Source organism: Polaribacter litorisediminis (genome assembly GCF_019968605.1).
GTDB lineage: Bacteria > Bacteroidota > Bacteroidia > Flavobacteriales > Flavobacteriaceae > Polaribacter > Polaribacter litorisediminis.
The window spans coordinates 2,877,154-2,890,002 of the sequence record NZ_CP082966.1 but is presented as its reverse complement, the minus strand read 5'-3'; the positions used below and the strand labels follow the sequence as shown (position 1 = coordinate 2,890,002).

Sequence of the window (12,849 nt, the reverse complement as noted above, 5' to 3'; positions counted from 1 at the left end):
ATCATTCTTAAAATAAATGGCAAGAAAAACAAGAGACCCAGGTTTTGGTTATAATACAAAAGAAAATGCGAAGAGTATTATCAATGATGATGGAGGCAGTAATGTAAATCACATCAACAGAAAAAGAAATATAAATGATTTATATACCTTTTTTGTTGATATTTCTTGGTCGCAATTTTTCTTGTTAATCATTTTGGTATACACACTTTTTAATGTCTTTTTTGGGTTGCTATATGTGGCCATAGGTATTGAACAAATTACGAAAACAAAAGGAACTTTTTTTGCAGATTTCTTAAACGGATTTTTCTTCAGTGCACAAACATTAACGACTGTGGGCTATGGGGGAATTGCGCCAAAAGGAATTACAGCCAATTTAATTGCAGCTTTTGAAGCGATGATTGGTTTGTTAAGTTTTTCTTTTATCACCGGTTTATTGTATGGTCGTTTTTCAAAACCTAAAGCGTCTTTAAAATTCAGTAAAAATCTTATTATAAGAGATTTTAAAGGGCATAGGGCGTTAATGTTTAGATTGATGAACAGCCGGAAAACGGTGATGATAGAGCCAGAAATTACAGTAACACTGTCGATTTCAGAAAAAGATGAGCATGGCGAATTTAAACGTCGTTTTCATACACTAGATTTAGAGCGGAATAAAGTGATGTACTTGCCAACCATATGGACAATTGTGCATGAAATTAATGCTGAAAGTCCGTTAGTTACCTATTCGAAAGAAGAAATTAAAAACTTAGATGCACATCTTTACTTACTCATAAATTATCATGAAGAATCTTTTTCACAAAAGGTATATCAACTTCATAACTATGACTTTAAAGATGTTTTGATCGATGTAAAATACGTGCCTTCCTCTAGTTTTGATGCTGAAGGTTTCACGGTTTTAGATCACGATAAATTAAGTGAAGTAGAAAAAATGTAAAAATTAGTTGCCAAATATAAAACGAATGGCAACGAAAACAGCAATAATAATGCCGCCATAAATTGCCACCTTCTTACCAGCATCTTTATAATATCGATGATGATTTTTAAGATCTTTTCTGTAACTCCAAACAATGAGCGAACCAAAAGCAAGTACAAAGAAAATTATAAAAATAATTCTTCCTGTTGTAAAATAAGCACCTAAAAACATTCTTTTTATTCTTTATAAGGTTTAAAATATTTTGCCTTTATGATGTTTTATTTTTTCATAAAGTTTCTATATATTGTTGCTTGCAAAATTACGAATAAAAGTAAGAACGGCATTTGTAATTTAACTCGGATGTCATTATAAATCAATAAAAACAAAAAAAATAAAGCACTGCTACTTCGATATATTTCTACCAATAATTGCAAATGATCAATGGTGTTATTACAAGAAATTGACAGTCAGTTGCTTACTGGAAACGAGAATCGCTAAAATATAAATACATGAAAAGTAAAATAACCGCAGTAACTGAATTTCACACAGCTTTTAAATTAAACATGAACAATGAACCTGTAGCCCATATTGGCGAAGATCGAAATTTATTGCGGTTTAATTTGATGCAAGAAGAAAATGAAGAATATTTAGAAGCTGCCAATAACAATGATTTGGTAGAGGTTGCAGATGCTTTGGGAGATATGTTGTATATTTTATGTGGAACTATTATAGAACACGGAATGCAAGATAAAATAGAGGCTGTTTTTAATGAAATTCAACGAAGTAACATGAGTAAGTTAGGTGAAAATGGCAAACCAATTTATAGAGAAGATGGTAAAGTTTTAAAAGGACCAAATTACTCTAAACCAAATATTAGTGGAATTTTGGATCTATAAAATTTTAGGTTTAGAAAATAGGGCTACCATCATTTTACACATACCCTTAGTTATTTGCTATAAACGAAATCAATAAAAATAAATCGAGAGGATTTGAGGTGGCTACCCTAATTTTTATTTTTGTTTGATTCAATTGAGCATCAAAAGTAAAAACAATTAAAAGGTTTCTTCAATTTTATCCAAAAGGTCTTCTGGGTCAAAGGGCTTATAAATAAAACCGTTCATACCACAGGATTGAATTTTGTTTTTCACTTCAATAAAAACAGAAGCCGAAAGTGCTAAAATTGGAACCGTAGTATTAAATTTTCGAATTTCTGAAGATGCTGTATATCCATCCATAATAGGCATTTGAATGTCCATAAGAACAGTATCATAATGGTTTTCTTGAACCATATTTACAGCTACTTTTCCATCATTCGCTACCTCTACTTTTAAACCTGCTTTTTCAAGTATTTGTTTTCCAACCATTACATTGATGAGGTTATCTTCAACTAATAAAACTTTTTTATTTGTAAAATTACGATCTTTCTTTTCAGTTTGTTTTAGTAGTTCGTCTTTAGAGGCTATTTTTAAGGCTAAATCGAAAGAAAAACTGCTGCCGTTTCCTATAGAACTATCAATTTTTACACTAGAGTTCATCGCGGTGATAATACTTTTTACAATAGAAAGCCCCAAACCAGTACCACCATACAATCTATTTGTGCTGCTAGAAGCCTGGGTAAAAGCATCCCATATTTTTTCTTGTTGCTCTGGTGTTAAACCAATGCCAGTATCTTTTACTGTAGTATTTAATATAATTTGATGGTCATCAGCAGGTTTATTTTTAATCACTAAGGATACACCTCCTTTTTTGGTAAATTTAATAGCGTTAGAAACCAGATTGTTAATAACTTGATTAAAGCGAACGATATCTAGCCAAACAACTGGTATATCATGATCTATCTCTAAACTTAATGTAATTCCTTTTCGTAAACAACTAGCTTCATGCGTTTTTTTTATCTGTCGTATGGCTTTATGAATGTCAGTAGGAATTAAATCTAGCTCTATCTTTGTCGATTGCATTTTACTAAAATCTAACACATCATTTAGTAAATTCAATAAAATTTTACCCGAATAATTTAAGGCTTCTATATTTTCTTTTAGATTTTCTGGTGGTTTCGATTCATTTAAGATATAAGATAAACCAATAATAGCATTTAAAGGAGTTCTAATTTCATGACTCATAGTGCTTAAGAATTGAGACTTCGCATTAGATGCCTCAATAGCTTCATCTTTTTTGTTGTGTATTTTAGCAAAATATCGACCATTTAGTAAAGAGAAATAAATTAATTGAAACGTTGCTAATGCAATTGTGCTAATGACAGAAATGGGATAAATAAAATCTCGAGCTAATTCAGGGTTCATTTGCTGTTTTGTAAAAAGTTTGAAATCTGTAAGTTGCAATAATATCCAGAAAATACAGGGCAGAATTGCAAAAAAACCAACAGAAAAAGGTTCTCTTCTAAAAGAAAAAAGCAAAAAAGGAAGTCCGATAGCAAATAGTAAAACAAACTCTACACTTCCTGGCCTGCCAATAAAGGAAGCCGTAAGAGAAACACTAAAGCTTAAGGCCAGTAAATACAATATTCTAGCAATTGCGAGATTTCCTTTTTTAGCAATAATTGCAGATAAAACAAATAGAATTACTGTAATTCCAAGACAATTACTCAAAGCTATCAAGTTTATAGATCGAGCAACAAAGTACCAAATAGCGGTAATAATTGTAGTGAAAAAAGAAAGGTTAGATACTAGTTTTACTCTTGTTTTAGAGAAGTCAGACATATGAGTTTTCTTGGGGGTTGAAAACAAATTTAGTTTTTTTTTATGAAAAATACAGTGTCTTGGGCATGAAAAATAGTATAGCAATGAATAAACAAAGCTATATTATAAGTTTCTTAAGTTCTTTTTAAACTAAAATATACTCATTCTACGATATAAATTTTATTCGTTATTTTCCAAAAACCATTTATTTTTTGAAGCGATAAAATATCAATATAAGTTACTAAATCTACTTTCATACGCATTTTTGCACTTGCTATTTGAGTAGCAACCACATCGATATTTAAAATTTCTAGAGCACAATTTTCTAGTGTTTCTTTTGATAATTTTTCCCGGTTTCCCCAAATAGGCATTAAATCTTTAAAGAATGCATTTTTATAACCCATGGTTTGATCTTCTTTTGAAATAGGAATTTTCATCGTGCCGTTCACGGTATCAAATGCTTTATTGAGTTTGTTGAGATCTCTTTCTATATAACCATCATAATAATTCTGAATAGTGGTTTGAATAGCTTGCAAAGTATGTTCTTTTTCTTGACTTTGTATCGATATTGAAATGATGAGTAAAAAATAAATTAGAATGGGTTTTATCATTTTTTGTGATTTATAAGTTATTAAAGTTCGTAGTTATTTTTTTCGGTAGCAAAACGAAATCCCAATTTTTCTATTGCTATTCGTTCTTTACTATTTTTTTGCAATGCAGGATTTGTATGATTAAAATGAATGAAAATTACTTTATTTTTGGTTGTTAAAGATTCGTTTTTAAACAAGTTTATCGTTTCGTCAATAAATGGATGCGGTACTTCTATCATCGCTCTTTTTACTTCTTTCTGATTTAAAAAAGTGGCGTCTAAAAAAGCGTAATCTACTTTTTTGACTTCTTCAAGAATGTTCTTTTTCCATTGGTACCATTTATCAATATCAGGAATAAATAAGGCAGATTTATGAGTGCCTTCAATCTTGTAGCCTACGGTTTCAGAAAATTCATCTCTATGAGGCACCAAAAAAGGAGTCACTTTTAGTTTTTTATTCAAAATTACAGTGGAGTCTGATTGTAGCTCATTGAGCATAATATTTTGCAAGGAAACCAATTGATTCCAAGGACCGTTATTGGTTAGAAACGCTTTCATTTTTGGCATGACAAAAACAGGAATATCTTTTTTGCCATAAGCTTCTCGTCCAAAATACATGAGCCCTGTGTAATGACCAATATGCGCATGGGTCAAAAAAACACCATTAATAATGGTCTTTGTTTTTAGATGATTTTGTTCTAAATCGGCCAATTGGGTATGTAAATCTGGAGTTGCTTCAAAGATCCATTTTTGTTGGTTTTGCAAATCAACCAAACCTAGCGAAACAACACTTTTTCTTTCTTTCCTTCCTGCATAGAAATCAGCACAACATACTTTTTGGCAACCAATATGAGGATAACCGCCATCTTGTGCAATTCCTAAAACAGTGATGTATTGCTCGTAGCCAATCTTTTTATTTTCTTTTTTTTGATGGCACGACATCAGGAAAATGAAACAAATCGGAATATAAATAAAGGTTTTCATGAAAAAATATTTGACGGTGAAAGCTACAAAAAAAGCACCAATTATAAAATTGATGCTTTCGTATATAAAATTTTAAATAGAAACTACTCTACTAAAACCCTCCATCCATAAGGGTCTTCGCTTTTGTTAGTTTGTATGTCTGTAATTAATTTCTTTAATTGTGCCGCATAGGGATTCTCTAATACGGGTAATTCAAAATCATTTTCTTGATATCCAAAACCAGCAATTGGAGAAATTACTGCAGCTGTTCCAGCACCAAACATCTCTTTTAAATTTCCGTTTTTGGCAGCTTCTACAACTTCACCTACAGAAATTTTTCTTACTTCAGTTGCTATGCCGTTATCTTCGGCTATTTGTAAAATACTTTTACGCGTAATTCCGTCTAAAATACGGTCGCTTGTTGGGCTCGTAATTAAAGTGTCATTAATTCGGATAAAAATATTCATTGCACCAGCTTCTTCAATAAATTGATGCGTATTGTCATCCGTCCAAATTACTTGATTGTATCCTTTTTCAATAGCCAATTGTGTTGGGTAAAATTGGGCAGCATAATTTCCACCAGCTTTTGCAAAACCAACACCACCATTTGCAGCTCTTGCATATTTTTCTTCAATAAGAACTTTTACTTTTCCAGCAAAATAAGCGCCAGAAGGAGCCGTACAAATAATAAATTTATAAGCATCTGCTGGTGAGGCATGAAAACCTTTACCCGTAGCAAACATAAAAGGTCTTATATATAAAGAACTTCCTTCGTTTTTAGGAATCCAATCACTGTCAACTTTTAATAATTGCTTTAAACCTTCCATAAAAATAGCTTCAGGAATTTGCGGAATGACCAATCGTTCAGCAGATTTATTTAAGCGTTTGCAATTATCAGTAGGTCTAAAGAGTAAAATGTTTTCATCAACATCTTTATACGCTTTCATTCCCTCAAAAATAGATTGTCCGTAATGAAAAATCTTTGCAGAAGGGTCTAGAGATATTGGTTGATAAGGTTTAATAACAGGTGTTTGCCATGCTCCATTTATAAAATCACATTCTAACATATGATCAGAATATACGCTTCCAAATGGCAAATTGTTAAAGTCTACAGAGTCAATCTTAGATTCTTTAATACGATTAATTTCTATATTTGGTGTCATTTCTTTATGGTTATTTAGGCTACAAATGTACTAAATTTAAGTATTCAAATCTCAAAGATTTCACTCGTTTTCTGCGTAAATTTATTACTTTTGTTCTTTAAATGTTAAATAATTATATTATGAGAAATTTTGTTAAATTTTGTGCCGTGGCACTTTTAGTTTTTTCTGCATGTAAAAAGGGTGAAACAGAAAATTCTGAAAAGAAAGAGACCAATCAAGTAGCGATGAATTTTGATGCTTTTGGTGATAAAATTACAGCTGAAAAAGCAATGTCTGCTGATGAAATGTTGGCAAAATTTAATAACATGAAAGTAGGAGATACGATTACTGCAAAATTTGCGTCAAAAATAGATGAAGTTTGTTCTAAAAAAGGATGTTGGATGAAGTTGCCAGTGGGCGAAAAGGAAACGATGGTTCGTTTTAAAGAATATGGTTTTTTTATGCCTTTAGATGCTAAAGACAGAGAGGTTATTTTAGAAGGAAAAGCTTTTGTACAAGAAACTTCTGTAGAAGAATTGCAACATTATGCAGAAGATGCAGGGAAATCAAAAGAAGAAATCGCTATGATTACAGCACCAAAAATTGAGTTTGCTTTTGAGGCGAATGGTGTTCTGTTAAAAAAATAATGAAAAGTTTATTTTATATATTTTTATTGGTATTGCTCGTTGCGTGTTCTTCTAAAAAAGAGACGGAAGTACAAATAAAAAAAAGTAATCTATACAAGCAGTCAGAAATGGCTGCTTTAATGTTACAAATGTATGATGCGAATTTAGAAAATAAACAGCTTATTTTAGAAGGGAAAACGCCAGTGAATTTTTCGAAAAAGTTTGCAAACATTCACACGGCAACACTTACAGATCCGGCGGATAGAGATGCTTCCTTTCAGGCTTTTTCAGAATTTTATTTAGACAGCTATCAACAAGTTTTTAGAAGTTCTAAAGATTCTTTGGTTTTAAAACATAACAATACAATTAACAGCTGTATTGCTTGTCATAAAACGACTTGCATTGGACCGATTCCAAAAATTAAAAAATTACTGATTCCATAAATCGTGAAAAGAGAAATTTTGATAACTTCAGATGGTTCTACAACCATTCATTTACCAGATTGGGATGAGCAATATCATTCTAAGCATGGCGCTATCCAAGAGGCTTATCATGTTTTTATAAAAAGTGGGTTTGAACCTGTTTGCTCAAAACTTGAATCTGAATCTAAAGGCAATATTTCGATTTTAGAAATTGGTTTTGGTACTGGTTTAAACGCTTTTATTACTTTTTTAGAAGGCATTAAAAAAGAAGTAAAAATAGAGTATGTCGGGGTAGAAGCATACCCTGTTTTAGCGGATGAAATTCAAAAACTCAATTATGTTTCTGAATTAAATGCGTCTGAACATCAATTAATTTTTGATGCCATGCATGAGATTTCTTGGGAAGATAAATTGGCTATTTCAAAAGATTTTCAGCTGACGAAAAGGAAACAATTTTTTGCGGATATTCAAGATGAAAATGTCTTCAACTTAATTTATTTCGATGCATTTGGTGCTAGAAATCAACCTGAATTATGGACGGAAGAAATTTTTCAGAATATGTATACGGCTTTGAAATTTAAGGGTATTTTAGTCACCTATTCTGCAAAAGGAAGTGTAAGAAGAGCCTTGCAAACTGTTGGTTTTATGGTAGAAAGATTGCCTGGACCTCCGGGAAAAAGAGAAATGTTAAGAGCTACTAAAAATAGATCGTAAAAGGCAATTGCAGTTTACAGTTGTTGTGAAAATTCACAGTTGATCGTTGTAGTTTGCGGTTTGTCGGTTCTAGTGATTACCATTTTTCATCGAAATAGAATCGAAAATATTTTTATATTCACAAATAATTTCAAAATAATTATATAAAATGAAATTTAAAAGAAAATTTGGGAAACAGAAAGAATCAAAGCCTAAAAAAGGACTCATGTTAGTCTTGTTATTAGCGCTAGCTTTATTGCTTTGGTTTAAGGCAGAAACACTGTTAACGGCAATATTTTAACTCCTCGTAATTTTTGAAAGTAGAAAAAATTATTTTAGGAATAGATCCAGGAACCACCATTATGGGTTTCGGAATTATAAAGGTGATTGGTAAAAAGATGGAGTTTATTCAAATGAATGAATTAATGCTTACCAAATATACAGACCATTATTTAAAACTGAAGTTAATTTTTGAAAGAACGATCGAATTAATTGACACTTATAATCCGGACGAAATAGCGATTGAAGCACCTTTTTTTGGTAAAAATGTACAATCCATGTTAAAGTTGGGTAGAGCGCAAGGAGTGGCCATGGCGGCAGGATTGTCTCGAGAAATTCCGATTACAGAATATTTACCAAAGAAAATTAAAATGTCGATTACCGGAAACGGAAGTGCTAGTAAAGAGCAAGTGGCTTTAATGTTAAAATCGCTTTTAAATTTAAAAACTTTGCCTAAAAATTTGGATGCTACAGATGGTTTAGCAGCAGCCGTTTGTCATTTTTACAATTCTGGAAAAGTTGTGGGAGGAAAAAACTATACAGGTTGGGCTTCTTTCGTTAAACAGAATAGCCCCCAAACCCCCAAAGGGGGCTCAAAAAGCGGAATCGTTGTAAATTTGAGAAAGAAAAAATAAACAAATTTGGCACAAAAATCATATTTAGAGTCGTCTCATAATAGTGAGAATTCTTCCCCTTTGGGGAAGTTAGATGGGGCCTCTGGTATCTACATCCATATTCCATTTTGTAAACAAGCTTGTTACTATTGTAACTTTTATTTTTCAACGTCTTTAAAAAAGAAAGACGAATTAATATCTTGCTTAATCAAAGAAATTGAATTACGAAAAAGTGAATTAAATGGAGCAACTATTGAAACCATTTATTTTGGTGGAGGAACGCCAAGTATTTTATCAACCCAAGAAATAAATAGATTGATAGAAGCTGTTTATAGTAATTTTATTGTGGTTGAGAACCCAGAAATTACGTTAGAAGCAAATCCGGATGATTTATCAGAAGAAAAAATAATTGAGCTTTCTAAATCAAAAATAAATAGATTGAGTATTGGTGTACAATCTTTTTTTGAACACGATTTAAAATTGATGAATAGAGCACATAATTCTAATGAAGCTATCGAATGTTTGCAAATTGCAACACAATATTTTAGTAATATTTCTGTAGATTTAATTTACGGAATTCCAGATTGTACAAACGAACAATGGAGAGAAAATATTCAAACTACGTTAAATTTTGGAGTACCACATATTTCTAGTTATGCTTTAACCGTAGAGCCAAAAACAGCGTTGGCAAATTTTATAAAAAAAGGAATTATTAAAAATGTAGATGATGACAAAGCAGAAGAACAATTTGTAATTCTTACAGAAGAATTAAGCAAAGCAGATTTTATACATTATGAATTATCAAATTTTGGAAAAGCAGGTTTTTTCAGTAAAAATAATTCGGCATATTGGTTAGGTAAATCGTATTTGGGTATAGGGCCAGCAGCGCATTCGTTTAACGGAAAACAACGAAGTTGGAATGTACAAAATAATGCTATTTATATAAAAAAAATAAATCAAAACGAATTGGCAATTCAAAGAGAAACGTTAACTGTAACAGATCGATATAATGAATATGTAATGACAGGTTTACGCACAATTTGGGGAGTTTCTTTATCAAAAATAGAAAGAGATTTCGGAAACAATTATTCAAAATATTTACAAATGCAATCTAAAAAGTTTATTCAACAAGAATTATTGTATATTGAAAACGATGTTTTAAAAACTACTAAAAAGGGAAAATTTTTGTCTGACGGATTGGCGTCAGATTTATTTATGCTAAATTTAGCGTAATTAAAATGTAAGAAAATAACTAAAAAATTACTGAAACAAGTTCAGCATAAATGAAAGCAACTATAGAATATAATTCAAGAAAAATAGAGGTAGATATTTCTAATCCAATAGATATTTCAATTCCGATTGATGTATCAAAACAGAATATAAATGCTTGGTACGCGGATGATCCAAAGATTTCTGCGGAAACACAAGATGGTTATGAAATAAGCGTTGCGAATGGTGCCGTTGTTAATTTTAATAATATTCAATTTAATCCACATTCACATATTACACACACAGAATGTGTGGGTCATATTACGGAGAAAGTACATTCAATAAATAAAAATTTAAAATATTTTATTTTCTTAGCAGAAGTTGTTACAATTGCTCCTTTGTTTCATAATGGAGATTTTTTGATTGGCGTTAAACAACTAAAAAATGCCTTGAGAAACAAAAAACGTGATGCTATTGTAATCAGAACGTTGCCTAATTTAGAGGAGAAAAAGAGTATGCGATATTCAGATACAAACCCAACATATCTGTCTGAGAAAGCGGCTATTTATTTAAGAGAAAAAGGCATAAAACATTTGTTAATTGATTTACCATCAGTAGATAAAGAAAAAGATGATGGACAGTTATTATCACATAATGCATTTTGGAATACAGATGGCGAAATCAGAATGGATGCTACAATTACTGAGTTTATTTATGTTCCTAACTCCGTAGAGGATGGCGAATATTTACTCAATTTAATGATTGCTCCTTTTGAAAATGATGCCACACCAAGCAAACCTATTTTGTATGAAATCATAAAATAAGAATGACGAAAAATAGAAATATAAAATATTATTTCTACACAGTTTTAGTGATTTTAATGCTCTTCATCAGTAGTATTTTTTATGCCGATATTTCTGTAGATGATTTAAAAAAGGAATATGCAAAAGAGCATTCTAAATTTATAGAAATAGACGGAATGCAAGTGCATTATAGAGATGAAGGAAAAGGATTTCCTATTGTTTTAGTGCATGGTACAGCTTCTTCTTTGCATACTTGGAACGATTGGACAAAACAGCTCACCAAAAATTATAGAGTCATAAGAATGGATTTACCAGCATTCGGAATTACAGGTCCCAATAAAAATGCAGATTACTCTATAAAAGCCTATACCAACTTTTTACACCAATTTTTAGAGGAAATTAAAGTTGATAAATTCCATCTAGCAGGAAATTCCTTAGGCGGAAATATTGCGTGGAATTATACAGCCGAACATCCTGAAAAAATAGAAAAACTAATTTTGATTGATGCAAGCGGATTGCCCACAAACAAAGAACAACCTGCTATTTTCAAAATGGCAAAAACGCCTGTTTTAAATTCACTATTTTTATATGTGACACCAAAATTCTTCATCAAAAAAAACATGAAAGAAGTGTATGGCAATGAATCTAAAATTACTGATGAACTAATTACACGTTATCATAAAATGGCTTTACGAGTTGGCAATAGACAAGCCTTTATAGATAGAGCAAAAATAGATTTTAAGCTAGGAACAAAATCAAATTTAGAAAAATTGAAAAGTATCCAAACTCCGACACTATTAATTTGGGGAGCAAAAGATACCTGGATTCCTTTAGATAATGGAAAACGAATGGATAAAGCTTTACCAAACTCAAAATTGGTTGTTTTAGAAAATTCAGGACACGTTCCTATGGAAGAAAATCCTGAAGAGAGTTTAGCTATTTTGGAGGAATTTATTAGAATTCGCTAACGTGAGAATACTCCTATTTTATTTGCTTTTATTCTATGTAATATGCTTTGTTTTCTTAAAAATTATAGGCTTCATGGGATCATGAAATAGAATATTTAAAGCAAAATTAAAAACACATTGATTTTTTGAACTATTTTCATCGACCCAACTCATCGATGTCTCTCGCTTCCTCAGCATTTTCTATAAGATTTATAAGTTGAGGATCAGCACCAAGAGCTCCCATCACAGTTGATAAGTTTGCCATGGTTGCGTTTGCAGTGGCAGCCAAAATTAAGCTTGCACGCTCTCCAAGCGACAATGCGTTATAAGGATTCACAGCACTGACCACAGCTTCTGCGGTCCGCTCCCCAAGAAGCTGATCGGCAATAGCAGTACCCGCTTCCAATAAGTCGTCCCAACCAATTCTTTGAACGACTTCATGGCTATTGTTAGCCATGTCTTGAAAACCTTTTAGTTGCGCAATTTGCATACTATTATTAGCTATATTTTGCAGTTTTCTTTGCGCAACAGCTTCAGGTCGGTTATCTACAAACTGAAAATTAGATTCACTACTGCTCTTCTTTTGGAAAGATTCACTAGCTAACGATTGGCTTTTATTCTTCTGTTTACTGTCAGCATAAGAATTCATATTTTTTCAGATTTTGGTTTGTTGCGCATCATGTAGTTTAGAATACGCATTTAACGAAAGTATGGTTTTTTAATTTTAGAAACAAACTAAATAATTCTCAAAACCACTTCTTACGTTTAAAATACCAAACGGAACCAAAGGTTACTAAAACCATAACACCCAATAAAATAAAATAGCCATTTGGGTTTTTAAGTTTAGGAATATTCTCGAAATTTATTTCGTAAATTCTCGCTAAAAAGGTAAGCGGAATAAAAATTACCGATAGAAAGTCGCGAGGATTTTCAGAAGTATATAAAGAGCAAGC

Annotated in this window: 17 protein-coding genes; 10 read left to right on the top strand and 7 right to left on the bottom strand. The window is 31.5% G+C overall.

The annotated features are described in order from the left end of the window. Positions 1–16: 16 nt before the first annotated feature. Positions 17–934, top strand: coding sequence for an ion channel (locus tag K8354_RS12360; protein WP_223440228.1), 918 nt, complete (start codon positions 17–19; stop codon positions 932–934). A gap of 3 nt (positions 935–937) precedes the next feature. Here the strand turns inward: K8354_RS12360 and K8354_RS12355 are convergent, their stop codons facing one another. After that, positions 938–1,144 carry a hypothetical protein gene (locus K8354_RS12355; protein WP_223440226.1) on the bottom strand — a complete coding sequence of 69 codons (207 nt, stop codon included), beginning with the start codon at positions 1,142–1,144 and terminating at the stop codon, positions 938–940. Positions 1,145–1,422: 278 nt separating this feature from the next. On the opposite strand from K8354_RS12355, the gene K8354_RS12350 reads away from it, so the two are divergent. Continuing rightward, on the top strand, positions 1,423–1,809 hold the full coding sequence (locus K8354_RS12350) for a pyrophosphohydrolase domain-containing protein (RefSeq protein WP_223440218.1): 387 nt from the start codon (positions 1,423–1,425) through the stop codon (positions 1,807–1,809). A gap of 156 nt (positions 1,810–1,965) precedes the next feature. Here K8354_RS12350 and K8354_RS12345 read toward each other — a convergent pair whose 3' ends face one another. Then, positions 1,966–3,213: a response regulator gene (locus K8354_RS12345; protein ID WP_223440211.1), complete on the bottom strand. Its 1,248-nt coding sequence runs from the start codon at positions 3,211–3,213 to the stop codon at positions 1,966–1,968. A 19-nt stretch (positions 3,214–3,232) separates the two neighbouring features. On the opposite strand from K8354_RS12345, the gene K8354_RS12340 reads away from it, so the two are divergent. After that, entirely contained in the window at positions 3,233–3,634 is a 402-nt protein-coding gene (locus K8354_RS12340) for a hypothetical protein (protein WP_223440206.1), read from the top strand. 136 nt (positions 3,635–3,770) lie between these two features. Here the strand turns inward: K8354_RS12340 and K8354_RS12335 are convergent, their stop codons facing one another. From K8354_RS12335 to K8354_RS12325, 3 genes are all read right to left on the bottom strand, one after another. Then, positions 3,771–4,220 (bottom strand): nuclear transport factor 2 family protein, encoded by a 450-nt coding sequence (locus K8354_RS12335; RefSeq protein WP_223440205.1) that lies wholly within the window; start codon positions 4,218–4,220, stop codon positions 3,771–3,773. Positions 4,221–4,240: 20 nt separating this feature from the next. After that, positions 4,241–5,182, bottom strand: coding sequence for an MBL fold metallo-hydrolase (locus tag K8354_RS12330; protein WP_223440203.1), 942 nt, complete (start codon positions 5,180–5,182; stop codon positions 4,241–4,243). A gap of 83 nt (positions 5,183–5,265) precedes the next feature. Then, positions 5,266–6,324 carry a branched-chain amino acid aminotransferase gene (locus K8354_RS12325; RefSeq protein WP_223440201.1) on the bottom strand — a complete coding sequence of 353 codons (1,059 nt, stop codon included), beginning with the start codon at positions 6,322–6,324 and terminating at the stop codon, positions 5,266–5,268. Positions 6,325–6,443: 119 nt separating this feature from the next. Here K8354_RS12325 and K8354_RS12320 point away from each other — a divergent pair, with 119 nt between their 5' ends. The 7 genes from K8354_RS12320 (at position 6,444) to K8354_RS12290 (ending at position 11,917) form a co-directional block, all read left to right on the top strand. Further along, the gene (locus K8354_RS12320; RefSeq protein ID WP_223440192.1) at positions 6,444–6,950 is read left to right on the top strand and encodes a DUF4920 domain-containing protein; all 507 of its coding nucleotides are present in this window, start codon (positions 6,444–6,446) and stop codon (positions 6,948–6,950) included. Continuing rightward, entirely contained in the window at positions 6,950–7,372 is a 423-nt protein-coding gene (locus K8354_RS12315) for a hypothetical protein (protein ID WP_223440190.1), read from the top strand. Before K8354_RS12320 ends, K8354_RS12315 begins: the two co-directional genes overlap by 1 nt. 3 nt (positions 7,373–7,375) lie before the next feature. After that, entirely contained in the window at positions 7,376–8,065 is a 690-nt protein-coding gene (gene mnmC2 / locus K8354_RS12310; RefSeq protein ID WP_223440188.1) for a tRNA (5-methylaminomethyl-2-thiouridine)(34)-methyltransferase MnmC2, read from the top strand. A gap of 293 nt (positions 8,066–8,358) precedes the next feature. Beyond that, positions 8,359–8,958, top strand: coding sequence for a crossover junction endodeoxyribonuclease RuvC (ruvC, locus tag K8354_RS12305; protein ID WP_223440181.1), 600 nt, complete (start codon positions 8,359–8,361; stop codon positions 8,956–8,958). A 60-nt stretch (positions 8,959–9,018) separates the two neighbouring features. After that, a complete protein-coding gene (hemW, locus tag K8354_RS12300) occupies positions 9,019–10,170 on the top strand; it encodes a radical SAM family heme chaperone HemW (RefSeq protein ID WP_223447679.1) in 1,152 nt (383 codons plus the stop codon). 50 nt (positions 10,171–10,220) lie between these two features. Beyond that, the gene (locus tag K8354_RS12295) at positions 10,221–10,970 is read left to right on the top strand and encodes a cyclase family protein (RefSeq protein WP_223440165.1); all 750 of its coding nucleotides are present in this window, start codon (positions 10,221–10,223) and stop codon (positions 10,968–10,970) included. Between the two features lie 2 nt (positions 10,971–10,972). Continuing rightward, positions 10,973–11,917, top strand: a complete 945-nt coding sequence (locus K8354_RS12290; protein WP_223440163.1) for an alpha/beta fold hydrolase — start codon at positions 10,973–10,975, stop codon at positions 11,915–11,917. A gap of 136 nt (positions 11,918–12,053) precedes the next feature. Here K8354_RS12290 and K8354_RS12285 read toward each other — a convergent pair whose 3' ends face one another. Next, complete coding sequence (locus K8354_RS12285; RefSeq protein ID WP_223440161.1) at positions 12,054–12,545, bottom strand: hypothetical protein; 492 nt, start codon at positions 12,543–12,545, stop codon at positions 12,054–12,056. 97 nt (positions 12,546–12,642) lie between these two features. After that, positions 12,643–12,801: a CorA family divalent cation transporter gene (locus K8354_RS12280; protein WP_437440128.1), complete on the bottom strand. Its 159-nt coding sequence runs from the start codon at positions 12,799–12,801 to the stop codon at positions 12,643–12,645. Positions 12,802–12,849 lie beyond the last annotated feature (48 nt).

What these genes read in the sequence shown, in the direction of transcription:
- K8354_RS12355 (WP_223440226.1), bottom strand. Translation starts at nt 1,144, where the DNA reads ATGTTTTTAGGTGCTTATTTTACAACAGGAAGAATTATTTTTATAATT.
- K8354_RS12320 (WP_223440192.1), top strand. Translation starts at nt 6,444, where the DNA reads ATGAGAAATTTTGTTAAATTTTGTGCCGTGGCACTTTTAGTTTTTTCT.
- K8354_RS12295 (WP_223440165.1), top strand. Translation starts at nt 10,221, where the DNA reads ATGAAAGCAACTATAGAATATAATTCAAGAAAAATAGAGGTAGATATT.
- K8354_RS12360 (WP_223440228.1), top strand. Translation starts at nt 17, where the DNA reads ATGGCAAGAAAAACAAGAGACCCAGGTTTTGGTTATAATACAAAAGAA.
- K8354_RS12315 (WP_223440190.1), top strand. Translation starts at nt 6,950, where the DNA reads ATGAAAAGTTTATTTTATATATTTTTATTGGTATTGCTCGTTGCGTGT.
- K8354_RS12335 (WP_223440205.1), bottom strand. Translation starts at nt 4,220, where the DNA reads ATGATAAAACCCATTCTAATTTATTTTTTACTCATCATTTCAATATCG.
- K8354_RS12345 (WP_223440211.1), bottom strand. Translation starts at nt 3,213, where the DNA reads ATGAACCCTGAATTAGCTCGAGATTTTATTTATCCCATTTCTGTCATT.
- K8354_RS12290 (WP_223440163.1), top strand. Translation starts at nt 10,973, where the DNA reads ATGACGAAAAATAGAAATATAAAATATTATTTCTACACAGTTTTAGTG.
- K8354_RS12285 (WP_223440161.1), bottom strand. Translation starts at nt 12,545, where the DNA reads ATGAATTCTTATGCTGACAGTAAACAGAAGAATAAAAGCCAATCGTTA.
- K8354_RS12330 (WP_223440203.1), bottom strand. Translation starts at nt 5,182, where the DNA reads ATGAAAACCTTTATTTATATTCCGATTTGTTTCATTTTCCTGATGTCG.
- K8354_RS12350 (WP_223440218.1), top strand. Translation starts at nt 1,423, where the DNA reads ATGAAAAGTAAAATAACCGCAGTAACTGAATTTCACACAGCTTTTAAA.
- K8354_RS12325 (WP_223440201.1), bottom strand. Translation starts at nt 6,324, where the DNA reads ATGACACCAAATATAGAAATTAATCGTATTAAAGAATCTAAGATTGAC.